The following is a 15,361-nucleotide window of genomic DNA, read 5'->3' on the forward strand; positions in this document are numbered from 1 at the left end:
TGCGTGGCTACTCGGTCTGGCTCAGCTTCTTGAGGCGGTAGACCAGGTCCAGCGCTTCGCGCGGTGTCAGCGTGTCGGGGTCCACATCATTGATGGCCAGGCTCAAAGCGCTTGTCGCTTGCGAGACAGGCAGTGGCTCGGGCGCGGCCGGCGGCGGCGCGAACAGATCGATCTGGGCCTGGCCTTCTCCGGCCTTGGCTTCCAGCGCTTCCAGCGTGGCGCGCGCCTGGCGTACCAGGGAGGCCGGCATGCCGGCCAGACGCGCCACCTGCACGCCATAGCTGCGGCTGGCAGGGCCGGGCTGGATCTCATGCAAGAAGACGATGCTGTCACCGCTTTCGACCGCGCCGACATGGCAGTTGATCGCTTGAGGGTGCTTGCTCGGGAACTCGGTCAGCTCGAAATAGTGGGTGGCGAACAGCGTGAAGGCGCGGCTCTTGTCGTGCAAATGGCTGGCGATGGCGCCGGCCAGGGCCAGGCCATCGAAGGTGGAGGTGCCGCGGCCGATCTCGTCCATCAGCACCAGGGACTGTTCGGTGGCGCTGTGCAGAATCGCCGCACCCTCGGTCATCTCCAGCATGAAGGTGGACTGGGCATTGGCCAGGTCGTCGGCCGCGCCGATGCGGGTGTGGATGGCATCCATGGGCCCCAGACGGCAGGCGCTGGCCGGCACATAACTGCCGATCGCAGCGAGCAGGCTGATCAGGGCCACCTGGCGCATGAAGGTGCTCTTACCGCCCATATTCGGGCCGGTGATGATGGCCATGCGGGTGCGCGCATCGAGCCGGCATTCATTGGCCATGAATTCGCCTGCGCCGGTCTCGCGCAGCCGCGACTCCACCACCGGATGACGGCCCTGGATGATGTCGATGCAGGGTTGGTTGACGAACTCGGGGCGGCACCAGTTCAGGGTCGATGCTCGCTCGGCCAGGGCGGCCAGGGCATCGAGGCTGGCCAGGGCCCGGCCCAGGGCGGACAGCGGTTGCAACTCCTCGACCAACTGGTCCAGCACCAGCTCGTAGAGCAGCTTCTCGCGCGTCAACGAGCGCTCTTGCGCCGACAGCGCCTTGTCCTCGAAGGTCTTGAGCTCGGGCGTGATGTAGCGCTCGGCGTTCTTCAAGGTTTGGCGGCGCTGGTAGTCCAACGGCACCTTGTCGACCTGGCCTTGCGTCACCTCGATGTAGAAGCCGTGCACCTTGTTGTACTGCACACGCAGATTCGGAATGCCGGTGCGGGCGCGCTCACGGGTTTCCAGGTCGAGCAGGAAGGCATCGCAGTTGTTCTGGATGGCGCGCAACTCGTCGAGCTCGGCATCGAAGCCGCCGGCGATCACGCCGCCATCGCGCACCAGCACGGCGGGCTCTTCGGCGATGGCGCGGCTCAGCAGCTCCTCGATATGGGGCGAGGCCAAGAGGCCTTGCGCCAATTGGTCCAGCAAGGCGCTGCCGCCGGCCGGCACGGTTTGCTGCAGCTCGGGCAGGATGCGCAAGGTGGCGCGCAAGCCGGTCAGCTCTCGCGGCCGCACCTGGCGCAAGGCCACGCGGGCGGCGATGCGCTCGACATCGGAGACATGGCGCAGGGCATCCCGCAGCTTGCCGAATGCAGGCTCAGGACTGGCTTGGAGCAGGGCGGTGATGGCCTCGTGCCGACCGAGAGCTTCGGCGCGCTCGCGTTTGGGATGCAGCAACCAGTGGCGCAGGGCGCGGCTGCCCATGCCGCTGCGGCAGCTGTCCAGCAGCGAGAGCAGGGTGGGGCTGGTCTCGCCGCGCAGGGTCAGGGTCAGTTCCAGATTGCGCTGGGTGGCCGGTGGCAGGTCCAGCAATTCGCCGCTGCGCTGCACGCTGAGCGCACGCACATGGGCCAGGGCCCGGCCCTGGGTGTGCTCGGCATAGCTGAGCAGGGCGGCCGCGGCCGCTTGCGCCGCTGTCATCTGCTGGGCGTTGTAGCCGGCCAGGCTGGCCACGCCGAGTTGCTCGCAGAGCTTGCGCGCACCCAAGGCGGTGTCGAACTGCCAGCTCGGGCGGTTGGTGATGGGTGCCCGGGCGGCCAGCACCGCGGCGGGCTGGCGTTCCCGGTCCACCAGTACTTCGGCAGGGCTCAGGCGGGCCAGCCAGGACGGCAGCTCACGCTCCGTGCACTCGGCCAGGCCCAGTTGCCCCTGGGTGATGGACAACCAGGCCAGGCCGTGGGTCTTGCCCTGCTGCACCACGGAGAGCAGCACTGAATCCTGCTTGTCGGCCAGCAGCTCGCTGTCGGTGACCGTGCCCGGCGTGACCACGCGCACCACCTTGCGCTCGACCGGGCCTTTGGAGGTGGCCACATCACCGACCTGCTCGGCAATCGCCACCGCCTCGCCCAGCTTGATCAGCTTGGCCAGGTAGCTCTCCAGCGCATTGACCGGCACGCCGGCCATCACCACCGGTTCACCCGCGCTCTGGCCGCGGGTGGTCAGGGTGATGTCGAGCAGCTGATTGCATTTGCGCGCGTCATCGAAGAAGACCTCGTAAAAGTCGCCCATGCGGAAGAACACCAGCTCCTCGGGGTGCTCGTGCTTGATGCGCAGGTACTGCGCCATCACCGGCGTGTGGGCAGAAAAATCCGGGGCGTGGCTCATGGTCGTGATGCGGGCGGCAGTGATGCAGGCGTCAGAAATGAACAAAGCCCTCGGGCGGAGGGCTTTGTCGGTCAGGGGTGCTGAGACAGCTCAGCGCGCAGTTTAAGCGCCTTCGCCGCCCAACTCGTCCTTGCGGATGCGCACGGCGGCGCGCTTCTTTGGCGCGGCCGCAGCCAGGGCGGCGGCAGGCGAGAGCTCTTCGCCGGCGTCTGCTGCTGGCTTGACTTCGCTGCCAGCCTCTTCGGCTGTGATCACACGGGTGTAGGGCGCCAGGATCTGCACCAGCTGGCCGTAGATCTTGGGGCTGCCGGCCACCACTTCGCGCTGGTGCAGGAAGTCGGACTCGCCGGTGAAGTTGCCGATCAGGCCACCGGCTTCGGTGATGATCAGCGAGCCAGCGGCCACATCCCAGGGCTGCAGGCCGGTTTCAAAGAAGGCGTCGTAGTAGCCGGCGGCGACATAGCAGAGGTCCAGGGCGGCAGCGCCCGGACGGCGCAGGCCCGCGCATTCAACCATCACCGCTTCGAACATCTTCATATAGCGCTTGAAGTTGTCGCCACGGCGGAAGGGGAAGCCGGTGCCGATCAGGGCGTCGCTCAGGCGGGTGCGCTTGGAGACGCGAAGGCGGCGGTCATTCAGGAAAGCGCCTCGGCCCTTGGTGGCGTAGAACAGGTCGTTGCGGGTCGGGTCGTAGACGACGGCCTGCTGCACCACGCCGCGGTGTGCCAGCGCGATCGACACGCAGTACATGGGCAGGCCGTGGATGAAGTTTGTGGTGCCGTCCAGGGGATCGATGATCCAGACGAATTCGGAATGCTTGGCACCGTGCTCACGGCCGGACTCTTCGGCGAGGATGCCGTGGTCGGGGTAGGCCTGGAGCAGGGTTTCGATGATGATCTTTTCCGCCGCTTGGTCCACCTCGGTCACGAAGTCATTGGGCGACTTGGTGTTGATCTTCAGGATATCGAGGTCCATCGAAGCGCGGTTGATGATGGCGCCTGCTGCACGTGCAGCCTTGATGGCGACATTGAGCATGGGATGGAGTGAAGCTTGCTGCGTCATGCGTGAAACCTTGCCTGAAGAAGGAGTGAGGTGGACTGGCGAAGAAAAAGAGCGGTTCCTGATAGCGCAGCGGCACCGTTGAAGGGTTGCTGGCCTAGGATAATCCCGCATTTTAACCGAGGCGGGCTGTTTGCCTAGTGTTTCCTCGGTTTCCTCTTGATTGATCGAAGCGGCCCGCGTTGATATGACACGTTTTGTCCTGATCCAGACCAGCCACCCCGGCAATGTCGGTGCCACGGCGCGAGCCATGAAGGTGATGGGTTTTTCCGAGCTGGTCTTGGTGCGGCCTCGCTTTGCCGATGTGCTGAGCCAGGAGGACACCGTGGCCATGGCCAGCGGCGCGGCCGACATCCTGGCGCGGGCCCGCATCGTCGACAGCCTGGACGAGGCTCTGGACGGCGTGACCTTCGCCTGCGCCACGGCCATGACGCCGCGCGACTTCGGCCCGCCGGTGCGCGAGCCCCGTTCCTTGTTTGCCGAGCTGGCGGCCTCCGAACACAAGTTGGGCCTGGTCTTCGGTTCCGAGCGCTATGGCATGAGCAACGAGGACGTCTACCGCTGCCATGCGGTGCTGTCGATTCCGACCCACCCCGACTACGGCTCGCTGAACTTGGCACAGGCGGTGCAATTGCTGGCCTACGACTGGCGCCAGGCCTTGGGTGGCTTTGCGGTGGCCGCTCGCACGCCGGACCCGAATCTGGCCGATGCCCGGGCCGTACAAGGCTTGCTGACGCATCTGCAGGCTTCGCTGGAAGAGATCGGCTTTCTCGACCCGGCAGCACCGCGCAAGCTGATGCCGCGCCTGAACCAGTTGTTCAACCGCGCGCAGCTGACGGCGGAGGAGGTGCACATCTTGCGCGGCATTGCCCGCGCCATGGTGGAGCCGCCGCGCGCCAAGGGCTGAATACGCCCAAACTCAGTCGCCGCTAAACTGGTCGACCCTGGTTTCTTTCGAGTCACAGCCCTTCATGTTTCAGCGCCTACGCGAAGACATCGCCTGCATTCTTGAGCGCGATCCCGCCGCCCGTTCGACCTGGGAGGTGCTGACCTGTTACCCGGGCCTGCATGCCTTGTGGATGCACCGACGTGCCAACTGGTGCTGGCGCCACGGCCTGCGCTGGACCGGGCGCTTCATCTCGCACCTGGGTCGATTCTTGACCGGCATTGAAATTCACCCGGGCGCCACCATCGCCCGGCGTGTCTTCATCGACCACGGCATGGGCATCGTCATCGGCGAGATGGCCGAGATTGGCGAGGGATGCACCATCTATCAAGGTGTGACTTTGGGTGGGACTTCTCTGGTCAAGGGCGCCAAGCGCCATCCGACCTTGGAAGCCGGCGTCATCGTTGGTGCCCATGCCTGCGTGCTGGGTGGCTTCACCGTCGGGGCTGGCGCGCGCATTGGCTCGGGCGCGGTGGTCACACGCCCGGTGCCGGCCAATGCCACGGCAGTCGGCAACCCGGCTCGCATCATCGAAGCCCAGGCCGATGCCAAGCGCGAGGAGCAGGCCGCCAAGATGGGGTTCTCTGCCTATGGCATCAGTCAGGGCGATGACCCAGTGACCCAGGCCATGCGCGGCCTGATCGACAACGCGGCCAGTCATGAGCATCAGATCGCGCTGCTCTGGCAGGCGGTCTGCAAACTCTCAGCCGCGTCCAAAACCCAGGTGGGCGACTGCGTGCCGGCCGATGCCCAGCAGTGTGAGGCTTTCGATGCGGCCTCGCTCAATCAGCTGGTGAAGTGAGGCCTCAGGCTCGCGTTCGTACGGCGGTCTTGGGCCGGAAGCCCTTGCAGATCTCGTCGCGAGTTTCCAGGTAGGGGCCGTCGATCAAGTCCAGGCAATAGGGCACGGCGGCAAAAATGCCTGGCACCAGGGCACGGCCTTCGGCATCCTTCAAGCCTTCCAGTGTCTCGGCAATCGCCTTGGGCTGGCCCGGCAAATTGATGATCAGGGCGCGGCCGCGGATCACCGCGACCTGGCGCGAGAGGATGGCCGTGGGCACAAAGCGCAGCGAGATCTGGCGCATCTGTTCGCCGAAGCCGGGCATTTCCTTGTCGGCCACGTCCAGCGTCGCTTCCGGGGTGACATCGCGCAGCGCCGGGCCGGTGCCGCCGGTCGTCAGCACCAGCTCGCAGTGCGCCTCGTCCACCAGCTCGCGCAGGGTCTGGGCGATCAGCGGGCGCTCATCGGGGATCAGGCGTGCGACGAACTCGATCGGGTTGTGCAGCGCCGCGCTCAGCCAGCTTTGCAGGGCCGGCAAGCCCTTGTCTTCATACACACCGCTGGAGGCGCGGTCGCTGATCGAGACGATGCCGATGCGAACCGGCTCGGGCGTGGGTGCTAGCGGCAGGGGAAGGGGCAAGCCTGCGCTCATTCTTCTTCGTCCTCCGCAGCCCCGCCTTCAGCGGCCGGGTTGACGCGCAGGCGCTCGGTCTTGATGAACTGGAACAGATCGCGGAAGGCGCGACCGCTGCGCTGCTCGGGCGCAGCTGCGGCGTCCTTGCGGGCGGCACGCACGAGGCTGCGCAACTGCTGCACGTCAATGCCGGCGTGCTCGGCGATGAAACTCTGCAGTGCCGCGTCGTCGGCCAGCAGGCGCTCGCGCCAGGCTTCGCTCTCGTGCAGGGCCAAGCTGTCCTTGGCATGGCCGAGCTTGTAAGCTGCCACCGCCTCGCGCAGCGGCGCCGGGTCGACCCGGCGCATCAGCTTGCCGATGTATTGCATCTGCCGACGCCGCCCTTCGTGGGCAGTGATCTTCTTGGCCATGCGCAAGGCGTCCAGCAGGATCTCGGGCAGGTTCAGCGGTTCCAGGCGGCTGGCGGGCAAGGTCATCAAGTCTTCACCCAGACCTTGCAGATCATGGCTCTCACGCTTCAGCTGGCTTTTGCTGGGGCGGTCGAAGTCGTCGTCGTCTTCGGGCAGATCTTCTTGTGTTCTCATGGTCGTTCTTGGGCGGAAAGAGTTGGGGCAAGGCCTGTCAGGCGACGCCGGGCAGCAAGGCGCTGCGACTCGTATGATTGTCCCCCAGTTCTGAACCCCCGGTTTGAGCGCTCCCTTGTCAGCTGCACGGGCTCGCGAGGGCCGGGCTCCATCTCTTGTTTTGATGCCATCCATGACCCAATCTGCACCGTCCTCTTCCTCCCCTGCCCAAGCCGTCCTGAGCTCCAGCAGCGGCTTCGCGTACCGGGTCGACCAGTTCGAGCAGCTGATCGAAGACGTGCTTGCCGAAGCCAAACGCCTGGGCGCCAGCGATGCCGGTGCCGAGGTTTCGGAGGGCTGCGGCCTTTCCGTCTCCACCCGCATGGGGCAGTTGGAGAACGTGGAACGCAATCGCGACAAGTCGCTCGGCATCTCGGTGTATCTGGGACAGCGCCGCGGCAATGCCAGCACCTCGGATTTCTCGCCCAAGGCCCTGCAGGACACGGTGCGTGCCGCCTTCGACATTGCCCGCTTCACGGCCGAGGACCCGGTGGCCGGTCTGCCTGACGCGCAAGACCTGTCGCTCGATGCCGGTCAGCGGCCGGATCTGGATCTGTTCCACCCCTGGGCCATTGATGCGCAGGCGGCAGCGGCCATCGCCCTGCGTTGCGAGGACGCGGCGTTTGCCACCGACAAGCGCATCGCCAACAGCGAGGGCGCGGCCGTGTCCGCCCAGCAGTCGCATTTCTTCATGGGCAACAGCCGTGGTTTCCGCGGTGGCTATGCCAGCTCGCGCCATTCGATCTCGGTGGCACCAATTGCCGGCCGTGGCGCGCAGATGCAGCGTGATGCGTGGTACAGCTCCATGCGCGATGCGCAGGACCTGGCTTCGCCCGAGGCGATTGGTCGTTATGCGGCGGAGCGTGCTTTGTCGCGCTTGAAGGCCCGCAAGGTCGGTACCGCCGAGGTCCCGGTGCTGTTTGAAAGCACGGTGGCGGCCGGTCTGCTTGGCGCCTTGGTTCAGGCCGTCAGCGGCGGCGCGCTCTACCGCCGCGCCAGCTTTTTGCTCGACAGCCTCGGCCAGAGCGTGCTGGCTTCGCACATCGACATCAGCGAGGACCCGCATCAGGTCAAGGGCAAGGGCAGCTCGCCCTTTGACGACGAAGGCGTGGCGACACGCGCGCGCTCGGTGGTGGAGGCTGGTGTGCTGCAAGGCTACTTCTTGTCCACCTATTCGGCCCGCAAGCTCGGCATGCGAACCACAGGCCATGCGGGCGGTTCGCACAATCTGCTGATGAGCAGCCGCCTGACAGCGCCTGGCGATGATCTGCGCACCATGTTGCGCCGGCTCGGTACGGGCCTGTTCGTGACCGAGTTGATGGGGCAGGGCGTGAACTCGGTCACCGGCGACTATTCGCGCGGCGCCAGTGGCTATTGGGTCGAGAACGGTGAGCTGGCCTTCCCAGTCCATGAAGTGACGATTGCGGGCAACCTCAAGACCATGTTCCAGGACATCATCGGCATTGGCACCGACCGCTACACCATGGGTGGCAAGACCCTCGGTTCGGTGCTGATTTCGCGCATGAAATTGGCCGGCAGCTGAAGCCGGGGCGAAGCAAACGGCTGGGCGCAAATGCCCTTGGTGTCAGTTTCTCGAAAGCCACGTTGTGGGGCGCTCTGCTAGGCTTGTTTGCCACTTGAACTGCGCAGACCGCGAGCCTGTTTCGCAGGGGTTTATCCCCCCGATATGGGCGGATCGTGACTCCTAGAATCAAGCGGGCTTCGACCCTTCAATCACTGAGGAGACATTTCATGGAACGTCGTTCCTTTGTTCGTTCGGCAGGCCTGGCTGGCGTGCTGGCTGCTGGCGTAGCGCCGGCGGTGCATGCTCAAGCCGCCATCCGCTGGCGCTTGACTTCCGCCTTCCCCAAGGCGCTGGACACCATTTACGGTGCGGCCGACACTTTCGCCAAGTCCATCAACGACATGAGTGGCGGCAAGTTCCAGATTTCGGTCCATCCTTCCGGCGAACTGGTACCCGGCTTTAATCAGGTTGATGCGCTGCAGAATGGCACGGTCGAGATGGCTCACACCGCGCCGTACTACTACTTCGGCAAGGATCCGACGTTCGCGCTGGGCTGCGCCATTCCCTTCGGTTTGAACAGCCGTCAGATGAGCGCCTGGATGGTCGAAGGCAACGGGCTGAAGCTGATGCGCGAGTTCTATGCGAACTACAACATCATCAACTTCGCGGGTGGCAATACCGGAGCCCAGATGGGCGGCTGGTGGCGCAAGGAGATCAAGTCCCTCGCCGACATCAAGGGCCTGAAATTCCGTACCGGCGGCTTCAGCGGCGTGATCTTCAATCGCCTGGGCGGTGTGGCCCAGAGCATCCCTGGTGGCGAAATCTATCAAGCCCTTGAGAAGGGCACGATCGATGCGGCCGAGTGGGTGGGCCCGTATGACGACGAGAAGCTGGGCTTCAACAAGGTCGCGCCGTTCTACGGCTATCCCGGCTTTTGGGAAGGCGGCCCTCAGCTGGATTTCTACATCAACACCAAGGCCTACAACGCTCTGTCACCCGAGTACAAGGCCATGATCGAAGCTGCTTCCATGGAAGCAGCCGTGACCATGCAGGCCCGCTATGACGCCCGCAACCCGGCGGCTTTGAAGAAGCTGGTCGCTGGTGGCACCAAGCTGTTCCGCTTCCCCAAGGACATGCTGGACGCCGCCTTCAAGGAGTCCATGGCGACCTATGCTGAGCTGAGCGGCAAGAACCCGGCCTGGAAGAAGATCTACGACGACTACGCCGTCTTCCGCCGCGACTCCAACCTTTGGTTCCGCTTCGCTGAAGCCGGCTTTGACGACTTTATGCAGCAGCAAAAGCTCTGAATCTGGCTGTTCAATCCACCTTCAACGGTGGATTGGCACGCACAACAAGGCCCCGCATTGCGGGGCCTTTTTCGTGCTGGCAAAGCCTCGCTGAAGTTTTGGCTGGGGCTGGGTGTGGCGGCTTGAGCGCCACACCTGTGTAGCGCTTGCTACTTCTTCTCGGCGCTGGCGTCCTTCTTGACGGCTTCCAACAGGCCCGCCATGGGATCGAACGCTTCACTGGCGGCCGGTGCCGGGGCCAGCGGATCGCTGGCAGCCTCGCTCGCGGGCTGTGCGTCGTCTGGGCGCTCCTCTCGGCCTCCCATGCCTTGCAACTGCTCCAGCACGGCTGCATCGTTGAGCTTCTCGGTCTTGGCGATGCCACCGATCACCAGCTCGGGCTTGGCGATGATGACGGCCACCATGATGAGTTGCAAGATGATGAAGGCGATGGAGCCCTTGTAGATCTGAGCGGTGGTGACGGCCGGAATGGTCTTGGCCGTGATGCGGTCCTTGTAGTCCTTCTTGGGTGCCACGCTGCGCAGATAGAAGAGCGCAAAACCAAAGGGCGGGGTCAGGAAAGAGGTCTGGAGATTCATCGCGATGATCACGCCGAACCAGATCATCACTGCATCGGCGGGTACGCCGGGCAGCAGGGCAGGCAATAGCTTCTCAGCCACGGGTGCAATCATCGGAATCACGATGAAGGCGATCTCGAAGAAGTCGATGAACATGCCCAGCACAAAGACCAGGATGTTGACCACGATCAGGAAGCCGAGCGCGCCACCGGGCAGTGACTTGAACAGGTGTTCCACCCAGAAGTGACCGTCGGCCGCATTGAAGGTGAAGCTGAAGACCGTGGAGCCGATCAGGATGAAGAGCACGAAGCAGGACAGACGTGCCGTGCTGTCCAAGGCCTGGTTCAAGGTCTTGAGGGACATGCGTCGACGCGCCAGGGCCATCAGCAGAGCGCCCATGGCACCCATGGCCCCGCCCTCGGTGGGCGTGGCCACACCCAGGAAGATGGTGCCCAGCACCAGGAAGATCAGCACCAGGGGCGGGATCAGCACAAAGGTCACGCGCTCGGCCAGCTTGGACAACAGGCCCAAGCGCAACACCTTGTTGATCAAGGCCAGACCCAGCGCAAGGAAAGAAGCTACGGTCATCGATGAGATGAAAATCTCATCATTCGGCGCCGGGTTGGGGCGCTCGATCAGCTTCTTGAGCATGTCGTCGTGCATGCCGGACCACAGCCAGCCAGCAGCGCCAGCGATCAGCAGCAGCAGCAGCAGGGACTTGTGCCCGCTGGCACCGTTGCTTTCGCGGTAGATGCGGGCTTCCGGCGGCAGGGCGGGCACCCAGGTGGGCTTGATGAAGGCGACGGCCACGATGAAGAGCAGGTAAAGCCCCACCAGCAGCAGGCCCGGCAGCAGGGCACCGGCATACATATCGCCCACCGAACGACCCAGTTGGTCGGCCAGCACAATCAGCACCAGCGATGGCGGAATGGCCTGCGCGAGCGTGCCGGACGCCGTGATGGCGCCGGTGGCGATGGTACGGTTGTAGCCGTAGCGCAGCATGATGGGCAAGGAGATCAGCCCCATGGAAATCACGGCCGCAGCCACCACGCCGGTGGTCGCGGCCAGCAGGGCTCCTACCAGAATCACCGCGATGGCCAGGCCGCCACGCAAGGGGCCGAACACCTGGCCCACGGTCTCCAGCAGGTCTTCGGCCATCCCCGATCTCTCAAGGGTGATGCCCATCAGGGTGAAGAAGGGAATGGCCAACAGCGTGTCGTTCGACATGATGCCGAACACCCGCAGGGGCAGGGCGCCGAACATATTGGCCGGGAAAAGCCCGACCTCAATACCGATGAATCCGAAGAGTAGGCCCGTGGCGGCAAGGCCGAAGGCCACGGGAATGCCCAGCAGCAAGAAGACGAAGAGGCCGACAAACAAGAGCGGCACAAAGTTTTCAGCGATCAATGCAGTCATCTTGTGGCCTCAGCGAGCTTGGGACTGTTTCGAAGCTTCCTCGATGGCGGCCTGCGCCTGCAGTTCCTCCAGAAGCAATTCTTCGGCAGTTTTCTCCTGCTCGACAGGGAAGGGTTCGCTGCGGTGGCCGGTCAGGTAGGCGATACGTTTGATCAGCTCCGAGCCGCTTTGCAGTACCAGCAGTGCGAATCCGACGGGCATCAGCAGGAGCACGGGCCAGCGGATCAGACCGCCAGCATTGGAGCTGGTTTCGCCCGAGATCCATGCGCCATGGAACAGCGGCCAGCTCAGCTCGATCAACATCCAGCACAAGGGGAAGATGACCAGCACGATGCCCAGGATGTCGATGATGGTGTTGGTGCGCAAGGACAGGCGCGAGGAGATGAAGTCAATGCGCACGTGCGCGTTCTTGAGGAATACATAGCCCGCACCCAGCATGAAGACGCCAGCAAAGAGATACCACTGAACCTCCAGATAGGCGTTCGAACTGATGTCGAAAGCCTTGCGCATGATCGCGTTACCCGCGCTGATCAAGACGGCAGCCAACACCAGCCATCGAACGAACTGGCCAACCCATTCACTGAGCCGATCGATGGCTCGTGACAGACCCAGAAGGAATTGCACGGTAACTCCTAAACGCTTGAAAACATTTGCAGCGTGCCGCCCAGCAAGGCTGCTGGCTGATACGTAGCCCGCGCGGATTCTAGGAGTTAGGCCCGTGGCCGTCGCCGGGGTCTTACCCGGTAAGTAGTTTCAACATACTTGGGCAACTGGGCGCGCAGTGTCAGGCTCGGGACAGCTGTTGCTTGACCTCGAACGGTTGGGTGCTGCGCGCGCCGCAGCGGCGAAAGGACCGGGATGGGCTTGGGTAGGGGTGGACCGGCTGCTCGGCGAAGGCTGCGACTTCCTCGTACGAGGTGCCAGTGATGGTGATTCTGCAGGCTAGGGCGGCTCTGGGTCGCGCTATCAGATGGGGCGGTCCTCGATCACGCAAAGGAAAGAGAGTGCGCCTGCCTCGGTCATGGCGCCGAGCTTCGGCTGCGAGGCCGCGCAGAGCTCAGCGGTCGGGGCATGGAGGCGCAAATCAACAAGAACAAACGCTTGGCCTGCGGCTGCCGAAACGACAACTACTTACTCCGGAGTTTGGCAATGAGCCAAAAAAAGAGCCTGTGTTGACACAGGCTTGGTGGTGCGGAGTGTGCAGCGCTTCAGAGCACTGAGGCGGCAGTATAGAGTCGGGTCGAGCGCGCACCCGAGCGGCAAAAAGCCAGGATGGGTTTGGGCAGGCTGTTCAATAGTTGATGGAACTGCGCAATCTCTTCGGGTGACTGGTAGCTGCCGCTGACTGGCAGGTGGCGGTACTCCAGGCCCGCAGCACGCGCTGCCGCTTCAATTTGCGAATGGGTCGGTTGATCTGGGCCGCCTTCGAAATCGGGGCGGTTGTTGATCACGCTTCGAAAACCGGCTTGCGCCGCCAGGGCCATGGCCTCGGGCTGCAACTGCGGCGAGACGCAGAAATCGGGCGCGATGGTTTGCGTGGGCAGGCTCATGGTAGGTGCTCGCTCCGGCATCACTGGCTCAAGGCCTGCTTGACCGCGGCTGACACCAGGCCCATATCGGCCTTGCCCGCCAACTGCGTCTTGACGGCGCCCATGACCTTGCCCATATCGCCCGGACCCTTGGCGCCCAGCTCCGCGACGATGGCTTGAACGGCGGCCCCTACCTCTTCCGCGGACATGCGCTGCGGCAGATAGGGTTCCAGCACCAACAGTTCAGCCTGCTCCTTTTCTGCCAGATCGGGGCGGCCGCCGGCGTTGAACTGGCTGATGGAGTCTTTGCGTTGCTTGATGAGCTTGTCGACGATGGCGATCACGCCAGCTTCGTCCAGTTCCACGCGCTCATCGACCTCTTTTTGCTTGATGGCGGCGAGCAAACCACGAACGGTGATCAGGCGCTCGCTGTCTTTGGCGCGCATGGCGGCCTTCATGTCGTCGGTGATGCGGGCTTTCAAGCTCATGGCAAATCCTGGGTGTCTTGGAGTAGGTTGGAACCGGTGCACGGGGGGCGAATATGCCCGGCGCGCAGTGTGCCTGCGTTTGCGCAGGTTCGAGATCAAAAAAAACCCGCTACAGCGTCCTGTGCGGGTTTTTTCGGCCGAGCGGCTGTTCTGGAAGAACTGCCGTGGCGATCAGGCGATCAGTACAGCTTCTTCGGCAGCTGCATGCTGCGAACGCGCTTGTAGTGACGCTTGACGGCAGCTGCCTTCTTGCGCTTACGTTCAGCCGTGGGCTTCTCGTAGAACTCGCGGGCGCGCAGATCAGTCAGCAAGCCCAATTTTTCGATAGTGCGCTTGAAACGGCGCAGGGCCACATCAAACGGCTCGTTCTCTTTGACGCGAATCGTGGTCATGAAAAGGTAGTTCCTTCAATATGCGCTCGGTGTTCGCCAAGTACTTCGTCCAAGACATTTGGAACTCAGTGTCTGAAACGGCTTATCCGGATTCCGCTTCAGAAAGCGTTGCGAATCGACGCGCAGGGTTTGCCAGCAAAGACGAAGATTATAGCCTGATTTTCAAGCTGTGGAATCATCCTTGTTCAAAGAACGTGCGCAAGCGACGGCACTGGACCAGGCCCATTGGAAGTTGTAGCCGCCCAGCCATCCGGTGACATCCACAACCTCGCCAATAAAGTGCAGGCCGGGCACGCGTTTGCTCTCCATATTCTGTGAATTGAGCTCACGGGTATCGACGCCGCCCCGCATCACCTCGGCCTTGCGCCAGCCTTCGCTGCCATTCGGGCTGAGCTGCCAGCCTTGCAACTGCTGCGCCAGGGTCTGCAGGTCCCGGTCCTTGCATTCGGGCATGGGTCGTTGCGCCGGCAATGCGAGTCGTTCCAGCCAGGCCAGGGCCAAGCGCTGAGGAAACAGGCTGGACAGTTCATTGCCCAGTTGACGCTTGGATTCGTTCTTGGCGGCCTGCAGCAGCGCCAGCAGCTTGTGTTCGGGAGCCAGATCGATCTGCAGGGGCTGACCTTCGACCCAGAAGCTGGAGATCTGAAGAATGGCGGGCCCGCTCAAGCCGCGATGGGTGAATAGCAGGTCCTCGAGGAAGCGCCCTTTGTTTTTGCCCTGCCCGGTGCTGACTGCGACCGGCAGGGAGAGGCCGGCCAGTGCTGAAAATGGCGCCCAGACTTGCTCATCAAAGGTCAATGGAACCAGCGCGGCACGCGGCTCGACGATGGCGTGGCCCAGGCGTTTGGCCAAGCGCAGACCCCAGTCGGTGGCGCCGATCTTCGGGATGGGCAGGCCGCCGGTGGCGACCACCACCGAGCGCGCGGTGACGGTGCCTCTCGAAGTGTGCAGCTCAAACCGCGCATTGGATTCAGGGTTGTTCTTGAGCTGCAGGTCCTGCACGCTGCAAGGCTGCCAGTGGGTGACGCCGCCGGCGGTGCATTCCTTCAGCAGCATCTGGATGATCTGATCGCTGGATTCATCGCAGAACAGCTGCCCCTTGTGCTTCTCGTGAAAGGCGATGCCGTGCTTTTGCACCAGCGCGATGAAGTCCTGACTGCTGTAACGGGCCAGTGCTGAGCGACAAAAAGCCGGGTTGTCCGACAGGAAATTGCCAGGCCCGACATCACGGTTGGTGAAGTTGCAGCGCCCGCCGCCGGATATTCGAATCTTCTCGGCCACCTTCTCGGCGTGATCGATGAGCAGCACGCGCTGGCCGGCTTGGCCGGCCTGGCCGGCGCAGAACAGCCCGGCTGCGCCGGCACCGATGATGATCAGATCGAAATGCATGAAATGGAAGGGAGAGGGTGGCCCGCACGGTGCTGTGCGCGCTGGCATTGTCCCGCAGTCAATCGTCGCCGCCCTTGAGAACCTGCCGGCGCGCGTCGATA

Annotated in this window: 14 protein-coding genes; 4 read left to right on the forward strand and 10 right to left on the reverse strand. The window is 63.6% G+C overall.

The window, feature by feature from the left end:
• Positions 1-7 precede the first annotated feature (7 nt).
• Complete coding sequence (gene mutS / locus ACQY39_RS14980; protein WP_428507524.1) at positions 8-2,614, reverse strand: DNA mismatch repair protein MutS; 2,607 nt, start codon at positions 2,612-2,614, stop codon at positions 8-10.
• Positions 2,615-2,716: 102 nt separating this feature from the next.
• The gene (locus tag ACQY39_RS14985; protein WP_428507526.1) at positions 2,717-3,676 is read right to left on the reverse strand and encodes an inositol monophosphatase family protein; all 960 of its coding nucleotides are present in this window, start codon (positions 3,674-3,676) and stop codon (positions 2,717-2,719) included.
• Positions 3,677-3,860: 184 nt separating this feature from the next.
• Between ACQY39_RS14985 and ACQY39_RS14990 the strand changes: the two genes are divergently transcribed.
• A complete protein-coding gene (locus ACQY39_RS14990; protein WP_428507528.1) occupies positions 3,861-4,580 on the forward strand; it encodes an RNA methyltransferase in 720 nt (239 codons plus the stop codon).
• 64 nt (positions 4,581-4,644) lie between these two features.
• Positions 4,645-5,421, forward strand: a complete 777-nt coding sequence (gene cysE / locus ACQY39_RS14995; protein ID WP_428507530.1) for a serine O-acetyltransferase — start codon at positions 4,645-4,647, stop codon at positions 5,419-5,421.
• 4 nt (positions 5,422-5,425) lie between these two features.
• Here cysE and mog read toward each other — a convergent pair whose 3' ends face one another.
• Positions 5,426-6,040 (reverse strand): molybdopterin adenylyltransferase, encoded by a 615-nt coding sequence (gene mog, locus ACQY39_RS15000; RefSeq protein WP_428507532.1) that lies wholly within the window; start codon positions 6,038-6,040, stop codon positions 5,426-5,428.
• Positions 6,041-6,048: 8 nt separating this feature from the next.
• Positions 6,049-6,618, reverse strand: a complete 570-nt coding sequence (gene yjgA / locus ACQY39_RS15005) for a ribosome biogenesis factor YjgA (RefSeq protein WP_428507534.1) — start codon at positions 6,616-6,618, stop codon at positions 6,049-6,051.
• Between the two features lie 172 nt (positions 6,619-6,790).
• Between yjgA and pmbA the strand changes: the two genes are divergently transcribed.
• On the forward strand, positions 6,791-8,200 hold the full coding sequence (gene pmbA / locus ACQY39_RS15010; protein WP_428507536.1) for a metalloprotease PmbA: 1,410 nt from the start codon (positions 6,791-6,793) through the stop codon (positions 8,198-8,200).
• A gap of 209 nt (positions 8,201-8,409) precedes the next feature.
• The gene (locus ACQY39_RS15015) at positions 8,410-9,489 is read left to right on the forward strand and encodes a TRAP transporter substrate-binding protein (protein ID WP_428507538.1); all 1,080 of its coding nucleotides are present in this window, start codon (positions 8,410-8,412) and stop codon (positions 9,487-9,489) included.
• A 149-nt stretch (positions 9,490-9,638) separates the two neighbouring features.
• On the opposite strand, the gene ACQY39_RS15020 is transcribed toward ACQY39_RS15015, so the two are convergent.
• From ACQY39_RS15020 to ACQY39_RS15045, 6 genes are all read right to left on the reverse strand, one after another.
• Positions 9,639-11,462: a TRAP transporter large permease gene (locus ACQY39_RS15020; protein ID WP_428507540.1), complete on the reverse strand. Its 1,824-nt coding sequence runs from the start codon at positions 11,460-11,462 to the stop codon at positions 9,639-9,641.
• Positions 11,463-11,471: 9 nt separating this feature from the next.
• Positions 11,472-12,086: a TRAP transporter small permease subunit gene (locus ACQY39_RS15025; RefSeq protein WP_428507542.1), complete on the reverse strand. Its 615-nt coding sequence runs from the start codon at positions 12,084-12,086 to the stop codon at positions 11,472-11,474.
• 584 nt (positions 12,087-12,670) lie between these two features.
• Positions 12,671-13,012, reverse strand: a complete 342-nt coding sequence (locus tag ACQY39_RS15030; protein ID WP_428507544.1) for a TIGR01244 family sulfur transferase — start codon at positions 13,010-13,012, stop codon at positions 12,671-12,673.
• A gap of 20 nt (positions 13,013-13,032) precedes the next feature.
• The gene (locus tag ACQY39_RS15035; RefSeq protein ID WP_428507546.1) at positions 13,033-13,479 is read right to left on the reverse strand and encodes a GatB/YqeY domain-containing protein; all 447 of its coding nucleotides are present in this window, start codon (positions 13,477-13,479) and stop codon (positions 13,033-13,035) included.
• 179 nt (positions 13,480-13,658) lie between these two features.
• On the reverse strand, positions 13,659-13,871 hold the full coding sequence (gene rpsU, locus ACQY39_RS15040) for a 30S ribosomal protein S21 (RefSeq protein ID WP_007833691.1): 213 nt from the start codon (positions 13,869-13,871) through the stop codon (positions 13,659-13,661).
• Positions 13,872-14,033: 162 nt separating this feature from the next.
• Complete coding sequence (locus ACQY39_RS15045) at positions 14,034-15,260, reverse strand: NAD(P)/FAD-dependent oxidoreductase (RefSeq protein WP_428507549.1); 1,227 nt, start codon at positions 15,258-15,260, stop codon at positions 14,034-14,036.
• Between the last annotated feature and the right edge of the window lie 101 nt (positions 15,261-15,361).

The sequence above is a fragment of the Roseateles sp. genome (assembly GCF_965262435.1).
GTDB lineage: Bacteria > Pseudomonadota > Gammaproteobacteria > Burkholderiales > Burkholderiaceae_C > Paucibacter_A.

Coding starts and splice junctions, on each gene's coding strand:
- ACQY39_RS14990 (WP_428507528.1), top strand. CDS start 3,861: ATGACACGTTTTGTCCTGATCCAGACCAGCCACCCCGGCAATGTCGGT.
- ACQY39_RS15045 (WP_428507549.1), bottom strand. CDS start 15,260: ATGCATTTCGATCTGATCATCATCGGTGCCGGCGCAGCCGGGCTGTTC.
- mutS (WP_428507524.1), bottom strand. CDS start 2,614: ATGAGCCACGCCCCGGATTTTTCTGCCCACACGCCGGTGATGGCGCAG.
- ACQY39_RS15020 (WP_428507540.1), bottom strand. CDS start 11,462: ATGACTGCATTGATCGCTGAAAACTTTGTGCCGCTCTTGTTTGTCGGC.
- ACQY39_RS15030 (WP_428507544.1), bottom strand. CDS start 13,012: ATGAGCCTGCCCACGCAAACCATCGCGCCCGATTTCTGCGTCTCGCCG.
- ACQY39_RS15035 (WP_428507546.1), bottom strand. CDS start 13,479: ATGAGCTTGAAAGCCCGCATCACCGACGACATGAAGGCCGCCATGCGC.
- ACQY39_RS15015 (WP_428507538.1), top strand. CDS start 8,410: ATGGAACGTCGTTCCTTTGTTCGTTCGGCAGGCCTGGCTGGCGTGCTG.
- cysE (WP_428507530.1), top strand. CDS start 4,645: ATGTTTCAGCGCCTACGCGAAGACATCGCCTGCATTCTTGAGCGCGAT.
- rpsU (WP_007833691.1), bottom strand. CDS start 13,871: ATGACCACGATTCGCGTCAAAGAGAACGAGCCGTTTGATGTGGCCCTG.
- ACQY39_RS14985 (WP_428507526.1), bottom strand. CDS start 3,676: ATGACGCAGCAAGCTTCACTCCATCCCATGCTCAATGTCGCCATCAAG.
- yjgA (WP_428507534.1), bottom strand. CDS start 6,618: ATGAGAACACAAGAAGATCTGCCCGAAGACGACGACGACTTCGACCGC.
- pmbA (WP_428507536.1), top strand. CDS start 6,791: ATGACCCAATCTGCACCGTCCTCTTCCTCCCCTGCCCAAGCCGTCCTG.